We start from the raw sequence: 24,552 nt of genomic DNA, 5'->3' as shown, positions 1-24,552 counted from the left end.
CGGCTTATTGCTGGAAGCGCCTGAATTATTTTTCGCCCCATTCCCCCTAACCAGTACCGCGTGAGCCTATTTCTCCTATGCCACGCACCAATCGCTACTACACTGGTCATTATGGCAAATGACCTCAGTGCCCAATTGCAGGCAAAGTTTCAGGGTTCTGACCCAGATAAGGACCACGCCCCGGATCGGGATACGCTGGGCGAGCTCATCGCCCTCATCATCAAAGTCACCGGAATCGAGGCCGAACTTGGCAGGGACACCGCGCTTTCCGATGTCGGCGTGGAATCCCTCGAGCTTATAGAGCTCACCGTGCGTGCAGAAGAGCTCTTTAAGGTGCGGCTTACTGAGGAAACAATGCTTAACTGCGAGACCATCGGCGATATCGCTGACTATTTGGAGGACCACCAATGATTTCTTATCTATCCGATATGGACGGCGTACTCATCAAGGAAGGGGAAATGATCCCCGGCGCCGATAAATTTATTCAGGCGCTAAAAGATAATGACATTGAGTACATGGTGCTGACCAATAACTCCATGTCCACCCCGCGCGACTTGGCGGCGCGGCTGCGCAATACCGGCCTGGATATTCCGGCCGAGCGCATCTGGACCTCCGCTACGGCGACGGCAAACTTCCTGGCTACCCAGGCCAGCTCCAGCAAGGCTTACGTCGTGGGAGAATCCGGCCTGACCACCGCCCTGCACGAGGCCGGTTGGATCCTCACCAACGATGACGCCGATTTTGTGGTCCTTGGTGAAACCCGCACCTATTCCTTTGAGGCGATTACCACCGCCATCAACCTCATCCGCAATGGCGCCCGCTTCATCGCCACCAACCCTGATGTTACGGGTCCCGCTCCCGAGGGCGTGCTTCCTGCAACCGGCGCGGTGGCCGCATTGATCACCGCCGCCACCCACCGCGAGCCTTACTACGTGGGAAAGCCCAACCCGGTCATGATGCGTTCGGCGCTTAACCACATCGGCGCGCACTCTGAAAACACCGTCATGATCGGTGACCGCATGGATACCGACGTCAAGGCGGGCCTCGAGGCCGGCATGCGCTCCATTCTGGTGCGCTCCGGCATTTCCGATGACCGCGAAATCTCTCGCTACCCTTACCGCCCGACCGCCGTGTTTAAGTCGGTTGCAGATATTCCCGATAAGATCATGGATCCATTCGCCGACGAAGAATCCTAAAAAGGGCGCCCAGCCGCGCGGCCTAGCTCGTGCGGCTCAGCTCATGTGGCCGCGCTCGAGCCGATTCGCTCGAGCGGCTTAGCTAAAACGCACGGTGGCGCTAAAGCCATAGCGCTGCGCTAGGTAGCACACCGCGCTCTCGAGCGCGGCAAGCTCCGCCTCGGTTCCGGTGAGCACCTGATGGCAGCCAATGCCGATGCCGGAATCAATCTCCGGCCCCGTGGCCTCACCTCGCACGAGTGCCTCCATAGAGATCTCATCGCGGTACCACCGAGTACACCACTGGGCGGTCAGCGGGTCATCGCCTGGGACGATGAACTCCGATTCGGTGCGAATGCACCGATCCATGGCGCGCTCTACTTCCGGGCGCAGCGCACGCGGCATCCCAGAAATTTTCAGCACACCAGTGACCACGACGGCCGCGCCGTTGCGGCTGGGCCACGTGTAGTTGGAGGCCGGTTGATCAACCGGCACTGTATTGACGCAAGTATTCATAGCCGATATCTCCCTCGACAAATCACCACTGCGAACCACACGCATGGCATGCGGCGCAGTGCAAGACGAGCTTCGTCTTCCCCAACGAACTGTCTTTTGCGTCTGCACCCAATTTTCCTGCGTCACACCACCCTCTACAACCCTCAACTTTCACTTCAACCCCCAAGTTCTAAACCTCAACCCAAAGTCCAGACTGTGATTAAAGTGACTAAAGAAATTTGAGTTACAACAGTGAAATTTGAGAGATTTACCCCTCAAACCATTCGCCCCGAAGCGACTTCCTGACAGAAGCCGTTCACACGGCAGGTACCAGCAGAAACGCTTACCCAATAGCGCTCATCCCCTGAAACATCGGCCGAAAACTACCGCAATTCCGATAGAAGCCAAGCCCTCCAAAAAGCCCTGGGGCGTAAACCCACAGCGGGGGTAGCTAGGCGCCATACCCCACTCTCATCCCCTGCTTTAAAAAGAGACACACAGCCCCATCGGCGGAGTGGTCGATATACATTTATTTTGTGTTAAGAAACGGTTTGACACCATCCGCACACGCTGCCTATACTGAGATAAATTCAAACAATCCGGTTTGAATCCCCCCTACTGAAAGGAACCCCCTATGTTTGATCTTTCTTCTGCTCTCGGATTCCAGCTTCTCTCCCTCGTTGACGGCATCTTCACCCAGTTCGCCATGTTCCTCGAAGGCCTTGGTCTGCAGGTGTTCTAAAAAAGAGCAGCTTTAAGCTCCCCACTCCACTGGAATGGGGAGCTTTTCCCGTTTTCCTATTAAGGAAAACCTGCGAAGAAGCCTCTTATAGCGCCTGCCAGATCTTCGTATTGGTTTCATTCCACAGCGGCTTTGCCCAATCGCCAAAATCTCGGTCCGTTAATGCCACCATGGCGTAGTCGTCGGCCAGCCAGAGGTAGGTTCCGGACATGCCGAAGTGCCCGGTGGCATCGGCAGGCAGTGCTCCCATCCAGTGGTCTTTCTCGCCACGGATCTCAAATCCAAGCCCCCAGGTGCAATCCTTAAAGCTCCCGTAACCGGGCACAATGCCGCGCAAACCAGCAAAGTGAACGCGGCGCATATCGGCCACGGTGCTGGGGTGCAAGAGCTGCGGGTCGTGGACCTCGGCAGCAAATGCAGCGAGATCCTCCACAGTAGAAACCAAGCCGTGCCCAGCCGAGCCCTCTAAGCGGGTGGAGGACATTCCAAGCGGCTCGCACACACCTTCGCGCAGGTACTCTGCAAACTCGATGCCGGTGGCTTCTTCTACGATCTCTGCCGCCCATTCATAACCGGCAGAGGAATAGATGCGCCGCTCTCCCACTGGTTTTTGTTGCTCGCGCGAATCGAACTTCACGCCCGAGGCGTGCGCGAGCAAATGCTCGAGGGTAGAACCTTCCGGACCGGCGGGCTGCTTCAAATCCACCGCACCTTCTTCCACTGCCATCATCACCGCGTACGCCGATACCAGCTTGGTAACTGAGGCAACCGGAAACTGGCGCGAAGTATCTCCTACCGTATCTATCGACTCACCGCTGTGGATTAACGCTCCAGCCACGGTATCTACGGGCCATTGACTTATCTGCTGCAACTCGCTCATGGCTTCCAGCCTACTGTGCTCTAGGCCTCAGAATAAGGTGTGCCGATCGGTGCGGAGGTAAACCCGTGGTTACTGATTAAGGAATTTCTGGTGTAATGCAGCCTGAGCGGTTGCAGGCCCTTTCTATCTAAGAAACCTTATGAATATGACTAGCAGAAACCACAGCACGCAACCAGAGATGTCTCATGTCAATCGCCGCAAATTCCTCCAAACCAGCGGCACAGTCGGCGCCGCCCTGGCGCTGACCACCACTGCCAGCACGGCCAACGCCAGCACCGCTCATGCACAAAGCAGCCTCTCCTCGCACCCAGAACCACACATGGTAGAGCCCACGCTCGGTGAACGCCCCTTCCTGCACGGCGTAGCCTCCGGAGATCCCATTCCAGATTCCGTTGTTTTATGGACACGCGTGACACCAGATGCAGATGCGATGCCTGGCTCCGGTGCGGGCGCGCCTACCACCGTGGAATGGGAAATTGCGCGGGATGAGGAGTTTAGGGACATCGTCAAGCACGGCGAAGTCACCACCGATCCTGCACAGGATCACACCGTCCACGTGGATCCTCACGGCCTCGAACCAGAAAGCGTGTATTACTTCCGCTTTCATGCCCAAGATAAAATCTCCCCCGTAGGTCGCACCAAAACCGCACCGGCGGTTACGGCATCCCCAGAGGAGCTAACCTTTGGTGTGGCCAGCTGTGCCAACTGGGAGTCCGGTTTCTTTCAAGCCTATGGTGATATCGCACAGCGCGGACGAGCCGGGCAACTAGATTATATGGTCTTTCTAGGAGACTATATTTACGAATACCCACAGCGCGAGTACGCCGGTTTCGGTCCAGTGCGCCTGCACCACCCCGCGCACGAGATTACGACGCTGGAAGATTATCGCACGCGCCTTGGCCGCTACCGCACCGATGAAAATCTCCAAGCGGCGCATGCTGCCCTGCCGTGGATCGCGGTCTGGGATGACCACGAAACCGCAGATAATTCTTGGAGGGACGGCGCCCATAACCACACGGAGGGGAAAGAAGGCGCTTGGATCGATCGCCGCAACGCCGCGATGCAGGCCTACTTTGAATGGATGCCGGTACGGGCAAGCAATCCTTCCAATGATGGCCATCTCTACCGGTGCTTGACCTTTGGCGATCTCGTGGAACTGACCATGATGGATCTGCGCACGTACCGCGATAAACAGATACTCTTTGGACCTGCCAGGATGGCTGCAGAGGGGCGAAGCATGCTCGGTTCGGAGCAGTACGACTGGCTGGTCAACAAGATCGATACCTCCGCCGCCGCGTGGAATATGCTGGGCAACTCCGTCATGTTCTCCCCCATGAACCTGGCTACCCTGCAGCGCGACGACAAGCTAGCACCCGTATCATCCTCACTGTCATCCAATATCACCGGCATTCCCGTCAATGGCGACCAATGGGATGGATACTCGGCAGAACGCCGGATGCTTATCGATGCCCTTGCGAAGCACGACTCCCATGCCCTCTTTGTTACCGGCGATATCCACTCCGAATGGGCGCATAATATCAGCAAGGATGGGCACATCTTCGGGGCCGAAATGGTGTGCTCATCTGTCTCCGCGCCCAATGTCAACGAACAGCTTCACTTACCCGAGGACAACGAGCTTTCCAAGTTGGCAGAGAGGTTCCTTTTGGAGGCAAACCCTCATACACGCCACGTAAACCTCGATCACCACGGATATAGCTACGTCACCATCCGCCCGGATTCTGCGGAAATGCACTGGCTGCGCGTTGAGGATCTCCTCAATCCCGCCGCACCAGTAAACGAAGCCGTCACGCTGACATGGCGCCCGGATCAGGGATTTAATTCTTAATTTTTAGCGGGCAGTTGTTAACGCTCGCTGGGTGCACGTTCGATATAGAGAGTGAAAGATCCTCTCTGGGATATTTCACTCTCTATCACTCGCGCTCTCCCCCCTACCTGCCGCGGACTACGGGTTAGTCCGCGGCAGTTTCATAATCAATGTAGCCGCGCTCGCCACCGACGTAGAACGTGGCCTGATCTGGCTCATTAAGGGCCAGACCTTCTTCCCACCGGCGTACCAAGTCCGGGTTAGCAATGAGCTGACGACCCACGACAACGGCATCCACGTGGTCCAATTCCAGCTCGCGCTCGGCATCTTCCTTAGTGGTGACAGTACCGAAACCATCATTCATCAAGACCTTGGTCTCGCCATTGGCACGAGCCTTCTTTGCCAAGGCCGAGATGAGATCGCCTTCCGGCTCGGCGTGCAGGAAGGATACATAAGCCAGGTTCAGCGGGGCAATGGCGTCCAAAAGGCCGCCGTAGGTGGCCAGCATGTCTGCCTCGTCGTCTTCAACAATGCCTTGTACAACGTGGGCTGGCGAGAAGCGCACGCCCACGCGATCAGCACCAATTTCATCTACGACAGCACGAATAACCATCTCTGGCAGGCGCCACCGGTTTTCTGGGCTGCCACCAAATTCATCGTCGCGCTGGTTGGCAGATGGTGCCATGAATTCGTGCAGCAGGTAGCCATTCGCATTGTGGATCTCTACACCGTCAACGCCCGCGTCGACGGCCCGACGTGCGGCAGCACGGAATTCTTCAACGATGCGCGGGAGCTCATCGGCTTCTAGGGCGCGCGGTACCGGTGCATCCATCTTGCCGGCAAAGCCGCGAACCTGGCCGTCCCAATCAAGCGCGCTGGGGGCCTCTGCCTGGGCGCCATCAATGAGATCCGGGTGGCTGGTACGGCCGCCGTGCATAATCTGCATGAACAGCACGCCGCCCTTGTTATGTACTTCGTCAGCTACCTCGCGCCAACCAGCGGCTTGCTCGTCATCGACGATGCCCGCCTGACCAGGGAACGCGCGGTTGGTCCATGCGGGGAAGGTTCCCTCGGTCACGACGAGACCGGCGCTAGCGCGCTGGGAATAGTACTTTTTGTGTAGCTCGCTGGGTACACCACTGTGACCTGCACGCTGACGAGTCAGCGGCGCCATGGTCACGCGGTTGTTCAACGTATAACGGCCAAGTTCCAAAGATGTAAATAATGATGTCATGTCTACTGAAACAGCCCGTGGTTTAAATTTGTTCCACCTTTCGCCGCATTTCCTATAAGTCCGCAGCTAGATACCGGTTTAAGTGCTAAAGTTTTCACCATTCACACCGTCGATTGCTACCAGTTTTTATGATGATGAAACGCCACACTTCCTTAATGCTTGCCGCCTTGTCCCTCACCATGCTCAGCGCCTGCGGTACCTCCGATGATTCCGATTCTGCCGATCCCGAACCTGACTTTGTGCCCAGCGAGGCTTCCACGGCTCCTACGACCGTGACGGAAACCCTGGAGAATACTCCAGACTCCACCGAGGAAAAGGGCGATAAGGAAGGCGACGAGCATGGCGATGCCGGCTCGGATGATGACGCTCCCCCTGCTGGAAATCACACGCTTTACGCCGGGAAAATTGGCGGCGACTGCGGATATACCAACCAGGGAGACACCATCCACGCAGGCGAACATACATCCTGCAAATTTACCGGCCCCATTTTTGATGAAGCGCTCAAGCACACTTATACATTCCAGCAGCGCGATCCGAGAGCCAACGGCGCGTATAGCACCGAAATTTCCGTTGCCAGCCCTATCACCGGTAAGACCTATGACCTTCGCTGTTCAATTGGATCAGATCGCCGCGGACTCATCTGCGGGAAAGACGGAGACAATAGCTTAAGTGCCATATACCACGCCGAGGAACTCGATCGCTTCTGGACGGACCGCCTCGAGGTAAGCGGCGGTCCTCAGTAGAATCTAGTGGGGTTCTGAAGGAATCGCGGTCTGTTGGCTATCCGCCGCCCCGCTATTTCCGTCTGCGCCGGAGTCTCCATCTCCAGTCCCTTGGCCATCACCAGAACCGCCGTTCGAGTCACCTGGGCCATCTTGATTGCTGCCGTGCCCGTCCCCCGAATTAGGAGTGGAATTGGGGTCCTGGCTGAGGTAGCTAGGAACGGTCGGCGTATTGGTGGTCGTCGGTGTTGAGCCAGCATCCGTTGGTTCGGTTGGGGTGCCGGTAGTAAGAGGGTCTTCCGTGGGCGCATTCCCTTCAGATTCCGTTGGTGCCTCTGAAGAAGATTGCGTATCTCGTTCCTTCCAATAGTCCGGCGATAACCAGCCAGCTTCCCCTTCCTCTGGATTGCTTGCCGCGAGGATGAGCAGGCCAACGACGAGGAGAGCCGCCACGAGGCCAGTGGTGGAGGCACGCACGCGTCCGCCGATGGTGGAGACCTTTTGGAATTGGGTATTGGTCTGGATGGTGCGCCAGATCTTTCTGCGAGATTTATCATCGTCGTCTGCGGCATCTGCGTCCGCTTCATCCGTGACTGCTTGTTCATCGACCTTGGTCTGAGCAAGCTCGACTTCCTCTGGAACCAGTTCCTCTTCTACCGTGGGGTCATCCACGGGCGTATTGGGGCGGGAGCCTTCCCCAGCATCCAAGGCGTCTTTGGCCGACTGCGCCACGGCATGCTTTGGGTCCGCCGGCTTCTTCTTTTTCTGTTCCTGCAGCTCATCAAAGTCGATGGCGGAACCGTAGTGGTCCCAGAATTCCGAGAGCAACGCCGAGCGGATAGCTCGCTCCACGGACCACTGGCGGGCGGGATTGACAGTCACCATGATGCGGTAGCCCACCTGCCACGGCTGACCAGCAACCTGCGGGCTGACCAATTGCGTGGCGGGAAGAACCGTGAGCTCGCCGGCGACATCGACAGAGATCTCTGGGGCTTCAATAGCGTGCTCCGAAATCTCTTTGACGCGGCTCGTAATCTCCGGCAAGGATTCACCCTCATGCACTGGGACGTTGATATTGACCACCGCGCGGGACCATTCCTTGGAATAATTCGTCACCACACCCGCGGAGCTATTGGGGATGGTCACCAGCTCACCGCTTGGGGTGCGCACCTTGGTGGTGCGCAGGGTCAGCGTCACCACATCGCCTTCCACCCCAGGAATGCCAGCAAAGGAGACATAGTCACCCACGCCGAATTGCTTTTCCGTCAGGATGAAAAATCCGGAGAGGAAGTCCGAAATCACGGACTGGGCACCAAAACCAACCGCCGCGGAAACTATCGTCGCAGGCACCGCAGCACCCAGCGCCGGTACGCCGAGGTTGGTCAGCGCGGCCGCGACCAATAGGAAGTACGCAACCGCTTGGACGATGTAGACCAATGCTCCGGTCAGAGCCAGCCGCGCTTTCGTGGATTCTTCTTGCTCATCCAAATTATGTTCAATAATCCGGATGGCTAGGCGCCCCATGCGCGGCAGAAGAATGCCGATTATCACGAATGCGATGAGCGGCAAGCCGTGGTCAACAATGAGGCCCCACAGCTCAAAAAAGTAATACCTCAAGTTCATGATTCAAGGATATGGCACCTAGCTGAGAAATTGATGCCAGTTTTCTGCCAGAAATCCGGACTCAGGTGTTTAATTTAGGGGCATCGGCAAGCAGCCGCCTAGAAACCTAGTCGCGCGATTGGTAGCGGTCCATCAGGCGGTCAATCAATTCATCGGTAAGTTTGTCATCTTCCAGAATCGTATCGAGCAGCCGCTGCGATTCCTCGCTGGAGGCCTGCTCCTCCGCCTCATAGGAATCGCCGCTAAAGTCCACTCCAAAGTCCATATCCTCGGACTCAGCTGAGACACTACTCAACTGATCAACATCTGATTCGAAGGACTGCAAAAACTCGCTCGCCTCCTCCGCCGCATCCTGGCGGCGCTTGCCGGAGCGCACTTCCTTTTCGATGCGCCGCTGCAGCGCCTCTTCCATCTGCCGGTGGCGCCAGGAGCGCACGCGGTGCGGCTCCAGCTTGCGCCCGACCGCGCGGCTCTTGTTCTCAGCCTTCTTCGCCAGCACCTTAACCTGCGCAGCCGTATCATTAATCGGCGCCCACTCCTGGTTCGCGGGCACGCGCCAACCGGCCCAAATACCCAGCAGCGCCAAGAAAATGGACACCAACGGTCCCACGATCATGCCGACGGCCAACATATCGAAGTGGTTTCCCACCAGCACGATCACCGCACAGGCGATGGCCGGAATCACCGTCGGCTGATTATCGCCAAAGACGGCGGGCTCGCGCCCCATGGCGATATCGCGAATCATGGAACCGCCTGTAGCGGTAAACACGCCCATCATGATGCACGGAATCGGCGGCAGACCATAGGTAATGGCCTTCACGGCACCGGTGCCGGCCCACAGGCCAGAGACCACGGCATCACCATGCGCCTGGATATAATCCCAGGTCTTGCCTTTGAAGTAGACAAAGCGCGCAATCAACGCGCCAGTAAACGCCAGGTAGAGGTACTCCGGCTCGCTCATCGCCGCCACGGTGCCGCGATTGATAAGCACATCGCGCACCATGCCCCCGCCCAGGGAAGAAAACATCGCAATGAAGAAAAACCCGATGATGTCATACCCGCGCTTGCGCGCAATGGTGCCGCCGATAATTCCCATCAGCAATACACCGCTGACATCGGACCAGCGATAGAGGGACTCAATGAGCGGATCTACTTCTGTCATGCCGTTTATTAGACTGCACTGCTCACCCGCGCGCAATTCGCCTGCCCATATGCACTGCGGTGCTGCACTTTCCTACTCAAATGCCCCTTCTATCTCTCCCCTACATTCCGCATAAAAGAGATTCTCGCGCTCTTGCCGGCGCTCCTGCTGGTTAGCTGCTCGTCCACCCCCGCAGACGACGAGCCCAGCTTCACCGATACCACCCCGCACAGCACCAGTTCAGACAGCGGTACGTTTGCCGATGCCGACACCAATACTGATTCCACGGCTTCCGCTTCTTCTGCGCCTGCCGCACCTTCCAAGCTGCAGAAAGCAGAGGAAGACGATGACTCCGCGCTCGCTGCGCAGGTAGGCGGTATTTGTGGCATCCGCAATTACGCACAAATCATCGCCGACGACGCCACCGATTGCGCCTTTGCCCTGGACATTTATAAGCATGCAATGGATGCCACATACAGGCTCGAAACCCCCGATCCGACCGTTACTGCAGCCTGGCAACGCGATATTACTGTGAAGGACCCAAACTCTAGTGACAGCTAAGATCTCCACTGCATCATGGCCACGAATCAAAAATCCGTCCATTACAGAAACCCAGACGACGCAAATATCGGCACCCGCATCGAGCTGACCGCTAGGCCGATTTTCTCCGAGCGCGTGCACACCGAATACTAAAAAAGAGGCGCCAGCACTGCTTGCCGACGCCTCCTTCTACCGTGGGGCCACCGGGGCTCGAACCCGGGACCGACGGATTATGAGTCCGGAGCTCTAACCGACTGAGCTATAGCCCCACACGGAAGTCATGTCGTAAGACACGACACTCCGCTCCCAAAAGATTAGTCAATAGCTCGCGAAAGACCAATTTCCTCATCTCTCCCGCGCTGATCCCCCTCCCCACCCCCTTAGGATAAAACTTTTATATGGGAAAACTATTACCTTCTCTCGTTCTTGCTTCTGCTCTTGTCCTCACAGCATGCTCGAGTCCTGATGATGAAAACGGATCATCACAACAAGACCAGCATGCTAAATCTACTGAATCACAATCCCAATCCGTGATCGGTACGTGGAAGCAGGAGGACAGCGCCTCCGAAGATGGCTGGATGGAAGCCAGCATCACTGATGACGTCATTACTGTGGAATGGACGTTTGATAATGGCAAGAATCGCTCGATCTACTGGATAGGATCATTTGACGCTGAAGCCGCCGCAGCTGGCGAAACGATCACTTCGAAACGAGACATCGTAGCAACCGATACTGCACTCATGGCAGCCTCAGCTGACGAAAAAGATTTCAAAGTGGACGGCGATACGTTATCCTTCGATGTTGCTATTCAGGACGTCACCCTTACAGCGATTTTGAAAAAGATCAGTGACGACCCAACCACCGTCAACTCCCTAAAGGGCACAGACTCCAACCGGAGCTTCAAGGACAATGTGCTCGAGGTGCCGGCAGCTACGATCAAGATCACAGATCACCGCATAATCCCCACCGGTGAGCCGGGCAATGAGGATGGAGAGAAGCCACTCATCGTCTTTTATTATGACGTCACTAATAAATCGGATGCAGAGCTTTCAGCCTTGGACTTCGTCCAGTACTTTACCGCTATCCAAGACAATAACTCCGATACCGTAAACGAGCTCGAGGTCGGATCATTTTATGATCCAGAGCTCACCGATTCCCTGCTCGAGAAGATTAAAAAAGACGGTACCGCTTCTGGCGCGGTCGCCTACGAGCTCGATGATGAATCCACCCCAGTAGAGCTTGTAGCTAAGGACAATTTTGGCCAAAACGAAATTGGGCGCCAAACGTTTGAGCTGGACTCTTCTGTCAAGAAGTAAGCATTTCCATTTACCTTCCTTCTCACGCGCTTTAAAATAAGGAGTGCTTTTTCTTCATAAACCCTAACTATGTGATGGGAGAAATAAATGGCTACAGTGGACTCTTTATTGGCGCCGGGTGCTGTGGATCTTCACGGCACTGCCAATGACTGGAGGGAGGCTATCCGGCTGGCGGGCACGCTTTTGGAAGAAGCCGGCACAGTAACTTCTGACTACACGGAATCCATGATCCAATCTGTCGAGGACAATGGGCCCTATATCGTGGTCGCACGAGGGTTCGCTTTCGCCCATGCGCGCCCATCAGAGGCGGTAAAAGAAACCTCACTGTCGTGGGTTCGGCTTTCAGAGCCAGTGGAATTTCACCATGCGTCCAACGATCCCGTACATCTAGTAGTTGGGTGCGCGGCCAAGAGCTCCTCGGAGCATGTGGAAGCGATGAAACAACTGGCCAGGCTTTTGGCGACTAAACGCGAAGATCTTGACCGCGCGGAGACTGAAGAACAGCTACGGAAGGTCATCACCTCAGATACCCCAACTCAAACATCTTCCTCTGCTCCAAGTCGTACTACTTCCGCGGCGACAGCCCCTTCAGAAACCACCCACGAAACCGCAGAAGACTCAGTGGCATCCAAGGGCAAGATTCTAACGGTCTGTGGCAACGGGCTGGGAACCTCGCTTTTTCTCAAAAACACTTTGGAGCAGGTCTTGGATGAATGGGGCTGGGGTCCCTACCTCACCGTTGAGGCAACCGACACTATTTCGGCGAAGGGCCGAGCTAGTGAAGCGGACTTTTTGCTTACCTCGGGTGAAATCGCTGCCACTCTGGGCGATGTCGGCGTTCCCGTATACGTCATCCAAGACTTCACTTCCACTTCCGAACTAGATGGGGCTCTACGCGAGCTCTATGACTTTTAAGGAATAACGCCATGGATATTCTTCTCGCCATAGCCAACTTTCTCGTCAACGAAATCCTCGCTGTACCCGCTTTCCTCATCGGCATCATCACCGCAGTCGGCCTAGCTGCCATGGGGCGCGGCGCCGGCAAAACCATCGGCGGCGCGATTAAAGCCACGCTAGGCTTCCTCCTTATCGGCGCCGGTGCTGGCCTAGTATCCGATTCGCTAGAACCGCTGGGTGCCATGATCACCGGCGCGACGGGTGCACAGGGAGTAGTGCCGACTAATGAAGCCATTGTCGGTATCGCCCAAGACCAGTTCGGCAGCCAAGTCGCCTGGATCATGATTTTGGGGTTTGTTGTCTCCCTCATCTTGGCCCGTATTACACCGCTTCGTTACGTCTTCCTCACTGGCCACCACGTACTTTTCATGGCCACATTGCTGACGATGGTACTCGTTGCCACTGGATATCCTTCGTGGGTCATCGTCGCCTTTGGTGCGGGACTGCTTGGCATTTTGATGGTGTCTTTGCCCGCTATAGCCCACCCCTTTACCCGCCGCATTACCGGCGATGATTCCGTGGCAATTGGGCATTTTGGCACGGCGGGGTACTTGGTCGCAGGTGGCGTCGGCAAGGCCGTAGGCGGTAAAGGCGATAAAGTGTCGCCTTCGTCTGAGGATCTCAAACTCCCAGAAGGCTTGCGCTTCCTGCGCGATTCGATGGTGGCGACGGCCCTTTCTATGGCGCTGATGTACCTCGTGCTCGCCGTATTATTTATTGCGCGCGCAGGCTCTGATGAGGCTTTCACGGCCTTCCCGGATGGCGCCACCAATGTGGGCAATTACCTCATGCAATCTATAACTCAGGGTCTGCAATTTGGCGTGGCCGTTGCCGTCATTCTTTTCGGTGTCCGCACCATTTTGGGTGAGCTTGTCCCCGCCTTCCAAGGTATCGCGGCAAAGATAGTTCCCGGCGCAATCCCAGCGCTCGATGCCCCGATTGTCTTCCCTTACGCTCAAAATGCCGTGCTCATTGGGTTCATTTTCTCCTTCACCGGCGGGCTCGTCGGCTTGGCTGTGCTATCGCTATGGCTCAACCCGGCTTTTGGTGTCGCCCTCATTTTGCCGGGCCTCGTGCCACACTTTTTCACTGGTGGCGCGGCCGGCGTGTACGGCAATGCCACCGGCGGGCGCCGCGGCGCGGCTTTGGGTTCTTTTGCCAATGGCTTGCTCATTACTTTCCTGCCCGCCTTCCTGCTTAGCGTGCTCGGTTCCTTCGGAGATGCCAACACCACCTTTGGCGATGCCGACTTTGGCTGGTTGGGTCTTTTGCTCGGCTGGTCCATCCAGGCTGGCGGTGTATGGAGCGGCATTCTCATCGCAGTGATTGGCCTGGCCATCCTCGCGGTGGGTTGGATGTGCCAGCGCAAGCTTGTCGATACCCACTGGGATCCCGCACCCAATCGACCTTCTCCGGCAAAGACGGCCGACGTAGTCGGTGCCACTGCGCCCACCACTGGCGGTACCGCCGAGAGTGCTGGGAAATCCAGCCAATCGAAGCGCTACTCCAAGGTACTTCCGCCCGAAGGAGCGCCCACTCCCCCGGCGCGGGTTGAGTAGGCCTGCGCCGCACACTTGAGCCGTACCACCTTTCCTAGCGCGTCCTTTCGCTTCTTAGGTCGCTGACCTCGAAAAACACCGATAACAATTCTGAGTACAATCGGCGGCTGTACTCACTACTAGTACGAAAACCACTTTTAGAAAAGGAGTAATCATGGATACCCTCTACACCACTGAAGCACTCGCTACCGGAGCAGGCCGCGATGGCCGCGCCGTAGTGCAAAATTCTGACCTTGACTTCAAGATGGCCACTCCGAAGGAAATGGGCGGCGCTGGCAACGGCGCCAACCCAGAGCAGCTCTTCGCCGCTGGTTATGCCGCGTGCTTCCACTCTGCCCTGCAGGCGGTAGCTCGCAGCGAGAAGGCTGAGTTGGGCGACTCCTCCGTGGGTGCCCGCGTGTCCATTGGCAAGGAAGGCGAAGGCTTCAAGCTCGCCGTTGAGCTCGAGATCATCATCCCCGCCCAGGAGCATGACAAGGCACAAGAGCTTGCCGATGCCGCTCACCAGGTCTGCCCCTACTCCAACGCCACCCGCGGCAATATTGACGTCAACGTCACCGTTGCGCAGGACTAAGAAGGACTAATACAGTCTCTTAGTCCTCGGCCCCCAAGGGCCACCATGCGCGGGCGGATCCACCGAATCGAATAAGTGAGTCAAACTACGCTGCATGTGTCCGGCGTAGCTGGCAAAATCGAATCATGTCTGTTGAAGCTCGCGCCCTTTCACTGCGGCGGTTATTACATGATTCCGCGGCAGTGCGGCTGCTGGCGGCCGATAATGCCCCGGTGATTTTGGCGCTAATTGCTGAGTATTTTCCCCGCGGCACTCGGGCGCGGCCGGCGGCAGAAGTATATGAGCTGATGGTCACCGATTTCGAGGTGCTCGCCAGTGAATTCTCCATGCCGCGCACACCGCAAAGTTATTGCAATGACTGGGTAAAGGCTGGTTGGCTAGTCCGTAAATCTGGCAAGAGCTCGCGCGGGGAAACCTTGGAACCGAGCGAGGAAGCACTATCCGCGCTCGAGGCCGTTGAGCGTTGGGAAACACCGGTTACTACGGTCACGGCATCGCGCGTGGAATCTATCGGCTCGGCGCTACAACGCTTAGCGCGAGATACAAATGAGGACATTTCGAGCCGCGTCGCCAGCTTAGAGGCGGAGCGAGACCGCATTGACCGCGAAATTGAAAAGGCTCATTTAGGGCAGTTTGAAAGGCTGACTGCGGCAGAGACGCAGGAGCGCGTCCAAGACGTGCTGAACATGGCTATGGCGGTGCCAAGCGATTTCGCCAGGGTGCGCCATGAACTCGAAGCCCTCAATCACAGGCTACGCCGGCAGCTTTTGGATCCGGAAGGGTACCGTGGCGAGGTGCTCGAGGAAATCTTCAGCGGTGTAGACCACATCGCGGAATCGGACGCGGGGCGTAGCTTTCGCGGATTCTATTCCTACCTCATGGATAGAGAACGCAGCGCGTGGCTGGACCAGTGGATTAAGCAGGTTCTAGAAAGCGACGTTGGACAAGAGCTGGCGTCAGAGAACCGTCGGCAGCTGCGGAATCTCTTCCGCGATATGGAAGAAACGAGCTTCGAGGTCAATCAAACGATGACTGGCCTGGCGCGCAGCTTGCGCAACTATGTCTCTTCGGAACAATTCGCAGAAGATCGGCGCATGATTGAGCTACTGCGTGAGGCACGGGGCATGGCCATTGATGCAGCGCAGGCATCGGAGCTGAAAGCCTTTCACCGCATGGAAACTCCCCTGCAGCGCATCGGCATGTCCATTCATTCCGTATCGCGCATCCACTTGGCCAACCCAGGACGCGAGGTCGTGGAGGAAGCACCAGAGGCCTTCCAGCCAGGCCAGGAGAACGCCGAGGCGTTGTATGAGCTGGTGCGCGAATCAGAAATTGATTTTGAGGAATTGCATGGGGCGATTCGCGGGGCCGTCGGCAAGGCGGGCCCGTGCACGATTGGCCAGGTATTACAGGCGTGCCCTCCCACGCAGGGCCTGGCCAGCGTCGTGGGTTTGGTACACATTGCAGACCAGCACCCGCTACCGGCTTTGCACGATGATCATGAAAAGGTCACCTGGACCGAAGAAGATGGGACCATTCGCGCGGCGTATATCCCTACTATGTATTTCGATAGCACCACCGTTGAGGAGTTGTAGTGAGCGCTACTGATAACCACCGCGTCGATTCCGCGCATGAGCCCCCACTGTGGGAAAGCGATAAAGGATCGCTGACCTATAACTCACGCCGCGCGTTGGTGCAGCTCTTGAAGGGGCCGCTCGTGCGAGCACACAAGGAACCTGTCTTATGGTCCGCCATCATCTCGGACGAAGACAACCTGCGCGCCCGCCTGCATGAGGTATTCCTCGAGCTGGTCGTCGATGAAGCGGAAGGGTTTGCGTTTACCCGGATGGTAGAAGAAGAAACGCTGCCTATCCCGCAAGTGCTGCGCACGGATAAGCTTAAGCACATCGATACCGCCATCCTGCTGAACCTGCGCCAGGAACTTGGTTTGGCGCTGCCGGGTGAACGCGTGATTGTGGATGTAGAAGACCTCCGGGAGGGCATTGGCTACGTCCGCGCGGTTGATAACCGCGATGAGGCCGGGTTCAATAACCGCTTCAATGCGGCGATTAAACGCATCCGCAATGAATACTCTCTGCTGAGTGCCACCGAGACTGAGGGGCGCTACGAGGTATCACCCGTCTTGCGTCAGCTTTTCGATGCCGCCACGGTCACCGCTATCCGGGATGAATACGCCCGCCTCGCAGAATCCGAGGGCGACCAGGAGGAGGCTTCCGATGACTAACCTGTATCCAGGCCAATTCCGCATCAGCCGTATCCAGCTCATTAACTGGGGTACCTTTCACGGCTACTTTTCCATCCCGGTAGCCCGCAAGGGCTTCCTCATCACCGGCGGATCCGGTTCGGGCAAGTCCACGCTGCTTGATGCGATGTCAGCGGTATTGGTGCCGCAGAAGGACCTCAAGTTTAACGCGGCATCGCAGCAGGACCTCGGGCGCCATAATGGGCGCAACCTCGTCTCCTATATTCGCGGGGCGTGGCGGCAACAAGAAAATGCGCACACGGGTGAAATCGCCCCGGAGTATTTGCGTGAGGGCGCAACAAACTCGGTGGTGGCGTTGACCTACGATAATGGGGCTGGCACGCAGCACACCCTCATCGCCATCTTCCGTCTCAACGGCGGTGAAAATTCGGTGAGCCAAATTAAACGGCTCTATGGGGTGGTGCAGGGAGATGAGGACATCGATAAGCTCAGCCCCTTACTCACCCGCAGCCTGGATACCCGCAAGATTAAGGCCATGTACAAGGGGCCGGGAGCGTCATTTACGCCGACGTACACCACGTTTGCGGATCGCTTTCGCAAACGCCTGGGCATCAAGAGCGAACAGGGGCAGGTCCTGCTGCACCGCACGCAGTCTGCCAAGTCTCTATCCAGCCTGGACCAGCTCTTCCGGGACTATATGCTGGATACGCCGTCTACCTTCGAGCGGGCTGAGGAGTCAGTGGAGCAATTTGAGGATCTGCGCCAGGCATACCTGCGGGTAGAGGACGTCAAGGCCCAGATTGAGACGCTGGCACCCCTGCCCCAATTACACTCCCAGCGCACCACCGCAGAAGCGGATAAGCACAAGGCCGAGGCGATGAATGAGGCGCTGCCGGCGGTGCGCGCCCGCTTGGTGGCAGAAGAACTGGACTATCGCATCCGCGCGCTAACCGCCCAGCAGGCAGAGGCGCAGTCAGCGGCCGAGGCACTCCAAGCGGAGGTCACGCACCTTGACGATGCCGAGCGACGCGCCGCTGTAGCCGTCTCCCAACTCAGTGCCGGCGAGCTGGCCGCCCTAGAAGCCAAGATAGAAACCGCGGAGAAGGAAATTGAGCACCGCTCCAAGGAGTTTCACCACCTTGCCGCTGCCGCTGACCAGTGGACCGATCACTTTGAGCTCAACCCGCACGGCTTTGCTGAGCTGCAAGCAAATGCCCGCCTGCGCATCGCGGACTTCGAGGCCGACTCGGCCCAGCTTACTGAGCAGCAACAAGAAGCCGGAGTGGCCGCCCGCGATGCCGCGACAGCATCCGCGTCCTTAGAAAGTGAGCTGCACTCATTTAGCTCGCGGCGCACCAATATCGATAAAGCCCTCGTAGAGCTGCGCACCCAACTCGCGCGGGATACTGGCTATGCCGAATCGGAGCTTCCCTTCGCTGGCGAGCTACTGGATATCGCCCCGCAGCAGGCGGAGTGGGAACCAGTGATCCAAAAACTGCTGCACGGATTCGCCGCCACCCTGCTCGTTCCGGAAACCGCGCGGGAAGCCATTAACCAGTGGGTCAATTCGCGCAATGTGGGCACCCGGCTCGAATACCGCACTATCCCCGAGTTTGCTCCTGCGCCCGCGCCCGCGCGCAGCCCGCAACAGCTCATCCACAAATTGGAGTTCCAGGATCACCCCATGGCGCCGTGGGTGCGCCACCATATTTCAAGCCGTTTTAACTACGAATGCGTCAACTCGGTGGCCGCGCTCGAACAGGTAACCAAAACCCCAGCCGTCACGCGCGATGGCTTGGAAAGCCGGCCTAAGGACAAGGATGGATCGACGCGCTTTATCAAGGATGATCGCACGCGTTTTAAAGGCACGCGGTGGTACCGAGTAGGTTCTACCAATACCGCCAAGATTGAGCTCCTGCGTTCCCAATTGAATGAAGCGAAAGCCACTGCTCGTGCCATGGCGAAACAGGTCCAAGAGCTCAACCGGAAAATGGATATCCTGCGCACGCAGCGCGATAAATCGCAGCGCGTACTGGAGACTAAGTTCCAGGATATTGATACCGCTTCCGCTGAGGCGCGCAAGCGCGATTTGCAAGAACAGTACGATTCTTTGGCTTCCTCCCCAGAGGCGCAGGCCTTAGCCACGGCGCACGAGCAGGCAAAGGAAAAGCTCACTGCCGCCCGCGCCCAACTGAACCAAGCACAAAAACACCTCGGCAACGTAGAGGGTGAGCTGAACCGCTCCACCCAGCGGCGCCAAAGCATCGGAACGGTGCCCACGGTGGCCGATCAGGGCATCGCCAAGGCGGTCGAAGAGGCCCTGCACAAGGGCAGGAGAAAACTCACCATCGATGACATCGATGCCCGGCGCGATGAGGTGCAGGCCAGCTTGCAAGAAACCGCGCGTAGGGCCGCACGCCGCATCGAGGAGACGAATGCCAAGATTGTCTCCGTCCTGCACAAGTACCTATCACAGTGGCCGGCGGAAGCGGCGGATTTGGAGCCACAGGCGAGCTTCGCCGGCGAAGGCATGGAGAAGCTGAAGTTCCTGCGCGCGGACCGCCTGGCGGATTTTCGCGCTCATTTCTTGGAGCTGCTCAATGGCACGACGGTGCAAAACCTATCGCACCTCGCCTCTTCGCTTCGCCATGCCCGTAGCGATATCGAACAGCGCATGGAGTTTATTAATAAGTCACTGGAGCGCACGCCCTTCAATGGGGACCGCGCCCTGCGCATTGATGTGAAAGATGCCCGGGGCCAGGTGGTGCAAGACTTCCAGCGGGATCTCGATGCCGCAACGTCCCATAGCCTGGCGGAGATTAGCGCCGATGAGCCCGAAGCTGCGGTAGCGCGCTACCACGCCTTGGACAAGATTCTCAGCCGCTTGGGCTCGTCTGAGCCGGAGGATATTCGGTGGCGCAACCTGGTTCTGGATACCCGCAAGCACGTCAGCTTCATCGGCCGCGAGTGCTACCCCGATGGCACGACCGCGAATACTTATCAGGATTCCGCCTCTCTTTCCGGCGGCCAGGCCCAAAAGCTGGTGTTCTTCTGCTTGGCTGCGGCGCTGCGCTTCCGCCTGGCGGAGCCGGATCAGGACGTTCCCACCTACGGTTCCATCATTTTGGATGAGGCCTTCGACCGCGCTGACCCAGCCTTTACGCGCACCGCCATGTCCGTGTTTGCGTCCTTTGGTTTCCACATGATTTTGGCAACGCCATTCAAACTCATCCAGACGCTATCGCCGTACGTGGATGGCACCATCGTGGTCAATTACGATGAGCCCATTATCCAGGGCCGCCCGCAGGCGCGTACGGGCTATTCGCTTATCGATGCCACTTCCTACCCCCAGGAATCCCCGGAGTCCCCCAATGCGGATGCCTAGTGACCTGCACGCGCGTGCGGCAAAATACCTGCGCAACCACTTTGCTGAGGCCTTAGCCGCCCCGGATTCGCTGAGTATCGATTGGCCGCTTCATCCGCCTACAGCCGCTACCGCCGCGCGCAATGTCGCCGCCACCCAGGAGTTTATCCGCGCCTGGCAGCGCTGGCCATACCAAGAAGAGATCCACTACGAACAGCGCAATTGGTCCCGCATGGGCCTGGGCACCAATTCCGTTCCCACCCGCGCGGTACTTACCGGTGCGCCCCGCATCGCCGCGGCCGCAGGCCTCAGCGCCAAATACTCCCGCGCGCTACAGCGCGCACGCGACATCGCCGCGATCTCCCCCGACTCCCCTGCATTCGCCGACGCCGTGTACCGCACCTATGCCCAGTGGAAGGACCTAAGCGCATACGATCTGCGCTGCTTAGCACCATGCTTGACCTGGCTGCGCGCCCATCCGAATTCCGGCGAGTGGGAGCGCGCCGTACCGGTCGAAGGCGTGGATGGCAAGTGGATAGGCACCCACCGCCGCCTGCTGCTCGCGCTGCTTTCGCCCTTCGGCATCACAGATTTGGGGCTGCGCCGCACCGATGCCCGCCTGCGCCTGCGCTACCTCAACCACGCCCCAGCGCTGTCCGATATCGAGGTTCCCCTTTCCCAGGCTGCACAACTCTTTCCCACCGCTCCCCCGCGCGTTCTCATCGTAGAAAACAAGCAGACCTTCCTAGCCCTGCCCCTGCTTTCCGATGCCGCCCCACCCACCATCGCCATCCTCGGCGCCGGCAATGCCGCCCGTCAGCTCCACGCCCTCGACTGGCTCCACGATGTCGAAATCACCTACTGGGGCGATCTTGATGCCGCCGGCTTCAGCATCCTCAACGGCGTGCGCGCCCATTTTCCCCACACGGAGTCTCTCCTCATGGATACCGCCACCGTCACCGCGTTCCGCCACCTCGCGGTCCCCGATCCTGGTGATGGCTCCGCCATGCTTAGCCACCTCACCACCGAAGAGCAGCGCGCCTATTCCCTCCTCTTCACCGAAGGCAAGCTACGCATCGAACAGGAGCGGATTCCGTTCGCGCATGCAAATGACGCAATTCAATCTACGTTTCAACGCTAGGTTCTAAGCTTTCGAACTAGAACCTCTGCTAGTTGTTCCCGTATTCTTCTTTCTCCGCAGCAGCAAGACGAACGCGAGTAAAAATACCTATTGAGCCCTCAGCTAGTAAAACCTTGCGGCGGCGTCTCTATCTCTCACTGCATCGCGGTCCACTCGATGTCTTCAAAGCCCCAGTCGGAGAAATGCCAGGTGATGGTCTCGGTGGCATCGATAAGCGCGTGCTCCATTGTCTCTTCATCGTCACCAGTAACGGAGAGCTCGAGCATCACTGAAGTATCTTCTTCGTCCAATAGCCCCACGTCCAAGGGGCCGCCATCATCGAGGCCGGACACAAAGCGCGCAACCCAATTATCACCGCCAAAGAGACTGGAGTCATCCAGGGAGTACTTTTCCTCCAAGTCCCATATGGCTTCAATAATGTCCCAGTTGCCGGTAATCGCAGCGGATAGCTCGGCGTCACGCCCGTACAGCACCAGCTCGTGGAGCCACGAATAGTCAATGATGAAGCTGCTCATAATGCCTGCCAGTGTATGCGACGAGAACCCCATTCCTTAGACGCACTCACCGAGCGTTTTACTTATAAACTCAGCTGTTCAAGTTCGGTACAGAGAGCATCGATTTGCGCCCGCGTATGGGTTGCCATGAGGGTGACGCGGAGAATCGCCGCGCCTCGTGCAACAGTGGGCCACCGGATTGCCGGGACGATAAATCCATTATCAAGCAGCACAGCGCTGGCGTCCATCGCGGCGGCCTCATTGCCCACATGCACGGGGATAATGGGCCCTTGCTGCGGCGTAGTCCCCCGTGTGTGATGCCAATAAGAAATATTGTCCTGCAGTTGGCTAACCAGGCTGGGATCAGACTCAATGAGCTTTAGCGCCGCAAGCACGGCGGCAGAGGTGGCTGGCGTGGGCGAGGTAGAAAATACGAAGGACCGGGCTTGTTGCCGCAATAGCTGCGCCACCGGCTTACTCGTTGCTACGACCCCGCCTTCAGCGCCAAGCGCCTTGCTAGCGGTAATAAGTTGGATATCGGGCTGGACGCCGAAATATTCTGGCAGTCCAAGGCCGCGGTCGCCGACGGTGCCAAACGAGTGAGCATCATCGACCATAAGCCAAGCGCCGTGTTCGCGTGCCAGCCGCGATAGCTCAGGCAAGGGCGCGAGCACCCCGTCCATGGAAAAGAGGCCATCGGTAACCACCAAGGCATACTTGGTGGTCCTGTTAGCCAAGGCATCTTCCACAGCGCGGGTATCGCGGTGCGCCGTGACGACGAGGGAGGCGCCACTCGCCTTTGCGAGCCGGCAGCCATCGATGATGCTGGCGTGGTTGCGCGCATCGGAAATAATGGTGAGTTCGGGCGAGGCTAAAGCCTGCAACGTCGATAGATTGGCTTGGTACCCGGTTGCAAAAAATACCGAGTCTGGATACCCAGTCAGCCGGGCCGCAGCGGCTTCTACCGCAACGTGTAATTCAGACGTGCCGGTGGTCAAACGCGAGCCGCCTGAACCTGCGCCGTAGTGATCAACGCTGTCCTTTACGGCGTTTTTAATCTCCGGATGCTCTGCCAGGCCCAGGTAATTCGACGAGCTAAAAAGCACCGCGTCTTGGACTGTCTTCCCAGCGGCCGTCCGCAAGGAGCTTTCCGGCACTTGCCCACTTCCAAAGACCGAAGGGCTGCGCCACAGGCCGTCTTCTCGCCACTTATCCAGGCGCGCAGATGCGACTTTCTCTAGGCTCTCGTTCACTGTTCTGCCTCAAAATCCACGACCACGGCGCGGTTTTCCAGATAATCTATCAACGCTTCAACATCGGCCCCTGGTTTGATGATGAACGCCCTCGCCCCCTCGTCCGATCCTGGTTCTTTAATGTGCGGCAGGCGGTGGTACGTGCCATCTATGCAGACATAGCCGGTGGTATACGCCGGGTCATCAGACACACAGACTTCGGCTAAGACATCGGGATGCGCGGCAACCTTGCTCGCCAGAACGATGGCTTCACGGGCTGCATCCTTGCCTTTGAATTCTTCCTCTGTAGCACCGTACGCGTCCATGTGGCTTACGCGGACGCCGCGCTGTGCGTCTGGCTCGCAGCGCTTACCTGTATCGGCCGCAATGAGCATCGCACCGCGCATATTCCTAGCGGTAAACGTCCCTTCAATGACTACCTGGGAATAAGCGGTCATGGGGCGCAATAGTTCCTCGATGATGTCCCTAGCTTGTGACGGCGATTGCACCGCTCCTTCTTTTACACCTACGGCAGGGACATGCAGAATATCGGACTCGGCCAAAGCCTCCACCGTGATGAAGATATTTTCCGCCATTTCCTTCGGGTGCGCCAAAGCACGTTCGGACAACGCAGCGCAGACCGCCGGAACTTCATATTCCCTGACGATTCGCTCTGCACCCGAAATGTGCTGGCCTGCGGAATCCGCACGCATTCGCACTGAGAAATAATTCATAATCTGAGGGTACCGGACGCATTGAACGATGTTCAGGAATAGGGAAAATTAGCGGGACTCGGCCAAACTCCAGGTCTTGGTTCCAACATAGGAACGCACAAGCAATGCGCTTGCCGATGTCTCCTCCCCCTCACCCCACGTTCCACACCCCTATTTTTCCTGCTAACCAGGCGATTTGTGTGAAAACGGCGTTAGGCTATATAGTTAATTCTCGTTGCACAGAGAACGACACGTTCGAAGTACAACATGGATATTCCTCCATAGCTCAGTTGGCAGAGCATTCGACTGTTAATCGAAGGGTCACTGGTTCGAGCCCAGTTGGAGGAGCAACACAAACCCACTGGTAACGGTGGTTTTTTACTTGTTCCGAGCGTCATCGTTGTATCGCGTGCTACAAACGTGCCACTTGATGGTTGGGTTAAGTAGCAGAAGGGGATGCGGACATTTTTTAGGACTATTCAGAGTAGCAGCTTGCGTCGGCGTTGATTGATGCTTAATCCGCCGAACTCAAGCTTGATTCTTCGTTCGTTGTAGAAGTCGACATATTCATGAATCGCTTTCTCTAGTTCCTCACGATGGC

22 protein-coding genes and 2 tRNA genes are annotated in these 24,552 nt (G+C 57.5%); 14 read left to right on the top strand and 10 right to left on the bottom strand.

Features of this window, described 5'->3' with window-relative positions; translation table 11 throughout:
* The first annotated feature begins 111 nt into the window (after positions 1 to 111).
* Together ABRP88_RS00120 and ABRP88_RS00115 are read left to right on the top strand one after the other, a co-directional pair.
* On the top strand, positions 112 to 411 hold the full coding sequence (locus ABRP88_RS00120; protein WP_296090724.1) for an acyl carrier protein: 300 nt from the start codon (positions 112 to 114) through the stop codon (positions 409 to 411).
* The gene (locus ABRP88_RS00115; protein WP_284830784.1) at positions 408 to 1,196 is read left to right on the top strand and encodes an HAD-IIA family hydrolase; all 789 of its coding nucleotides are present in this window, start codon (positions 408 to 410) and stop codon (positions 1,194 to 1,196) included. The genes ABRP88_RS00120 and ABRP88_RS00115 overlap by 4 nt, the downstream gene beginning before the upstream one ends.
* Before the next feature lie 78 nt (positions 1,197 to 1,274).
* Here ABRP88_RS00115 and ABRP88_RS00110 read toward each other — a convergent pair whose 3' ends face one another.
* Both ABRP88_RS00110 and ABRP88_RS00105 read right to left on the bottom strand, forming a co-directional pair.
* Positions 1,275 to 1,691, bottom strand: coding sequence for a hypothetical protein (locus ABRP88_RS00110; RefSeq protein WP_349835597.1), 417 nt, complete (start codon positions 1,689 to 1,691; stop codon positions 1,275 to 1,277).
* A gap of 806 nt (positions 1,692 to 2,497) precedes the next feature.
* Positions 2,498 to 3,292 carry a serine hydrolase domain-containing protein gene (locus tag ABRP88_RS00105; protein WP_284796359.1) on the bottom strand — a complete coding sequence of 265 codons (795 nt, stop codon included), beginning with the start codon at positions 3,290 to 3,292 and terminating at the stop codon, positions 2,498 to 2,500.
* A gap of 145 nt (positions 3,293 to 3,437) precedes the next feature.
* Between ABRP88_RS00105 and ABRP88_RS00100 the strand changes: the two genes are divergently transcribed.
* Positions 3,438 to 5,138 carry an alkaline phosphatase D family protein gene (locus tag ABRP88_RS00100; protein ID WP_296090713.1) on the top strand — a complete coding sequence of 567 codons (1,701 nt, stop codon included), beginning with the start codon at positions 3,438 to 3,440 and terminating at the stop codon, positions 5,136 to 5,138.
* 124 nt (positions 5,139 to 5,262) lie between these two features.
* Here the strand turns inward: ABRP88_RS00100 and ABRP88_RS00095 are convergent, their stop codons facing one another.
* Entirely contained in the window at positions 5,263 to 6,351 is a 1,089-nt protein-coding gene (locus ABRP88_RS00095) for an alkene reductase (RefSeq protein WP_296090711.1), read from the bottom strand.
* Positions 6,352 to 6,506: 155 nt separating this feature from the next.
* Between ABRP88_RS00095 and ABRP88_RS00090 the strand changes: the two genes are divergently transcribed.
* Positions 6,507 to 7,094, top strand: coding sequence for a hypothetical protein (locus tag ABRP88_RS00090; RefSeq protein ID WP_349835595.1), 588 nt, complete (start codon positions 6,507 to 6,509; stop codon positions 7,092 to 7,094).
* 3 nt (positions 7,095 to 7,097) lie between these two features.
* Here ABRP88_RS00090 and ABRP88_RS00085 read toward each other — a convergent pair whose 3' ends face one another.
* Both ABRP88_RS00085 and ABRP88_RS00080 read right to left on the bottom strand, forming a co-directional pair.
* Entirely contained in the window at positions 7,098 to 8,696 is a 1,599-nt protein-coding gene (locus ABRP88_RS00085) for a mechanosensitive ion channel family protein (RefSeq protein WP_349835593.1), read from the bottom strand.
* A 106-nt stretch (positions 8,697 to 8,802) separates the two neighbouring features.
* Positions 8,803 to 9,858 carry a trimeric intracellular cation channel family protein gene (locus ABRP88_RS00080; RefSeq protein WP_349835592.1) on the bottom strand — a complete coding sequence of 352 codons (1,056 nt, stop codon included), beginning with the start codon at positions 9,856 to 9,858 and terminating at the stop codon, positions 8,803 to 8,805.
* A gap of 132 nt (positions 9,859 to 9,990) precedes the next feature.
* Here ABRP88_RS00080 and ABRP88_RS00075 point away from each other — a divergent pair, with 132 nt between their 5' ends.
* On the top strand, positions 9,991 to 10,398 hold the full coding sequence (locus tag ABRP88_RS00075) for a hypothetical protein (protein WP_349835591.1): 408 nt from the start codon (positions 9,991 to 9,993) through the stop codon (positions 10,396 to 10,398).
* A gap of 174 nt (positions 10,399 to 10,572) precedes the next feature.
* Here ABRP88_RS00075 and ABRP88_RS00070 read toward each other — a convergent pair.
* Positions 10,573 to 10,646 (bottom strand) — tRNA-Ile (locus ABRP88_RS00070).
* A gap of 261 nt (positions 10,647 to 10,907) precedes the next feature.
* Here ABRP88_RS00070 and ABRP88_RS00065 point away from each other — a divergent pair.
* The 8 genes from ABRP88_RS00065 to ABRP88_RS00030 all read left to right on the top strand — a co-directional run bounded on the left by ABRP88_RS00065 (position 10,908) and on the right by ABRP88_RS00030 (position 21,512).
* Complete coding sequence (locus ABRP88_RS00065) at positions 10,908 to 11,693, top strand: DUF5067 domain-containing protein (RefSeq protein ID WP_349835590.1); 786 nt, start codon at positions 10,908 to 10,910, stop codon at positions 11,691 to 11,693.
* An 87-nt stretch (positions 11,694 to 11,780) separates the two neighbouring features.
* Positions 11,781 to 12,608 (top strand): PTS sugar transporter subunit IIAB, encoded by an 828-nt coding sequence (locus tag ABRP88_RS00060; RefSeq protein ID WP_349835589.1) that lies wholly within the window; start codon positions 11,781 to 11,783, stop codon positions 12,606 to 12,608.
* An 11-nt stretch (positions 12,609 to 12,619) separates the two neighbouring features.
* Positions 12,620 to 14,209 (top strand): PTS ascorbate transporter subunit IIC, encoded by a 1,590-nt coding sequence (gene ulaA, locus ABRP88_RS00055; RefSeq protein WP_349835587.1) that lies wholly within the window; start codon positions 12,620 to 12,622, stop codon positions 14,207 to 14,209.
* Positions 14,210 to 14,363: 154 nt separating this feature from the next.
* Positions 14,364 to 14,783, top strand: a complete 420-nt coding sequence (locus ABRP88_RS00050) for an organic hydroperoxide resistance protein (RefSeq protein ID WP_349835585.1) — start codon at positions 14,364 to 14,366, stop codon at positions 14,781 to 14,783.
* Positions 14,784 to 14,908: 125 nt separating this feature from the next.
* Positions 14,909 to 16,378 carry a DUF3375 domain-containing protein gene (locus tag ABRP88_RS00045; RefSeq protein ID WP_349835583.1) on the top strand — a complete coding sequence of 490 codons (1,470 nt, stop codon included), beginning with the start codon at positions 14,909 to 14,911 and terminating at the stop codon, positions 16,376 to 16,378.
* Positions 16,378 to 17,028, top strand: coding sequence for a DUF4194 domain-containing protein (locus ABRP88_RS00040; RefSeq protein ID WP_284629238.1), 651 nt, complete (start codon positions 16,378 to 16,380; stop codon positions 17,026 to 17,028). Before ABRP88_RS00045 ends, ABRP88_RS00040 begins: the two co-directional genes overlap by 1 nt.
* The gene (locus ABRP88_RS00035; protein ID WP_349835582.1) at positions 17,021 to 20,392 is read left to right on the top strand and encodes an ATP-binding protein; all 3,372 of its coding nucleotides are present in this window, start codon (positions 17,021 to 17,023) and stop codon (positions 20,390 to 20,392) included. The genes ABRP88_RS00040 and ABRP88_RS00035 overlap by 8 nt, the downstream gene beginning before the upstream one ends.
* Complete coding sequence (locus ABRP88_RS00030) at positions 20,379 to 21,512, top strand: DUF3322 domain-containing protein (RefSeq protein ID WP_349835581.1); 1,134 nt, start codon at positions 20,379 to 20,381, stop codon at positions 21,510 to 21,512. The genes ABRP88_RS00035 and ABRP88_RS00030 overlap by 14 nt, the downstream gene beginning before the upstream one ends.
* A 134-nt stretch (positions 21,513 to 21,646) precedes the next feature.
* Here the strand turns inward: ABRP88_RS00030 and ABRP88_RS00025 are convergent, their stop codons facing one another.
* The 3 genes from ABRP88_RS00025 to ABRP88_RS00015 all read right to left on the bottom strand — a co-directional run bounded on the left by ABRP88_RS00025 (position 21,647) and on the right by ABRP88_RS00015 (position 23,972).
* Positions 21,647 to 22,027: a hypothetical protein gene (locus ABRP88_RS00025; protein WP_349835580.1), complete on the bottom strand. Its 381-nt coding sequence runs from the start codon at positions 22,025 to 22,027 to the stop codon at positions 21,647 to 21,649.
* A 62-nt stretch (positions 22,028 to 22,089) separates the two neighbouring features.
* Positions 22,090 to 23,259 (bottom strand): aminotransferase class I/II-fold pyridoxal phosphate-dependent enzyme, encoded by a 1,170-nt coding sequence (locus ABRP88_RS00020; protein ID WP_349835578.1) that lies wholly within the window; start codon positions 23,257 to 23,259, stop codon positions 22,090 to 22,092.
* On the bottom strand, positions 23,256 to 23,972 hold the full coding sequence (locus ABRP88_RS00015; protein WP_349835576.1) for a 6-carboxyhexanoate--CoA ligase: 717 nt from the start codon (positions 23,970 to 23,972) through the stop codon (positions 23,256 to 23,258). The genes ABRP88_RS00020 and ABRP88_RS00015 overlap by 4 nt, the downstream gene beginning before the upstream one ends.
* Before the next feature lie 254 nt (positions 23,973 to 24,226).
* Between ABRP88_RS00015 and ABRP88_RS00010 the strand changes: the two genes are divergently transcribed.
* Positions 24,227 to 24,299, top strand: a tRNA-Asn gene (locus tag ABRP88_RS00010).
* Positions 24,300 to 24,430: 131 nt separating this feature from the next.
* Here the strand turns inward: ABRP88_RS00010 and ABRP88_RS00005 are convergent.
* Positions 24,431 to 24,552: IS3 family transposase (locus ABRP88_RS00005; RefSeq protein WP_349835862.1), on the bottom strand; the 122-nt coding region annotated here is incomplete at its 5' end.

The organism is Corynebacterium sp. KPL2734 (assembly GCF_040225595.1).
Taxonomy (GTDB): Bacteria; Actinomycetota; Actinomycetes; order Mycobacteriales; family Mycobacteriaceae; genus Corynebacterium; species Corynebacterium rhinophilum.
This window is presented reverse-complemented; position numbering and strand designations above follow the sequence as displayed.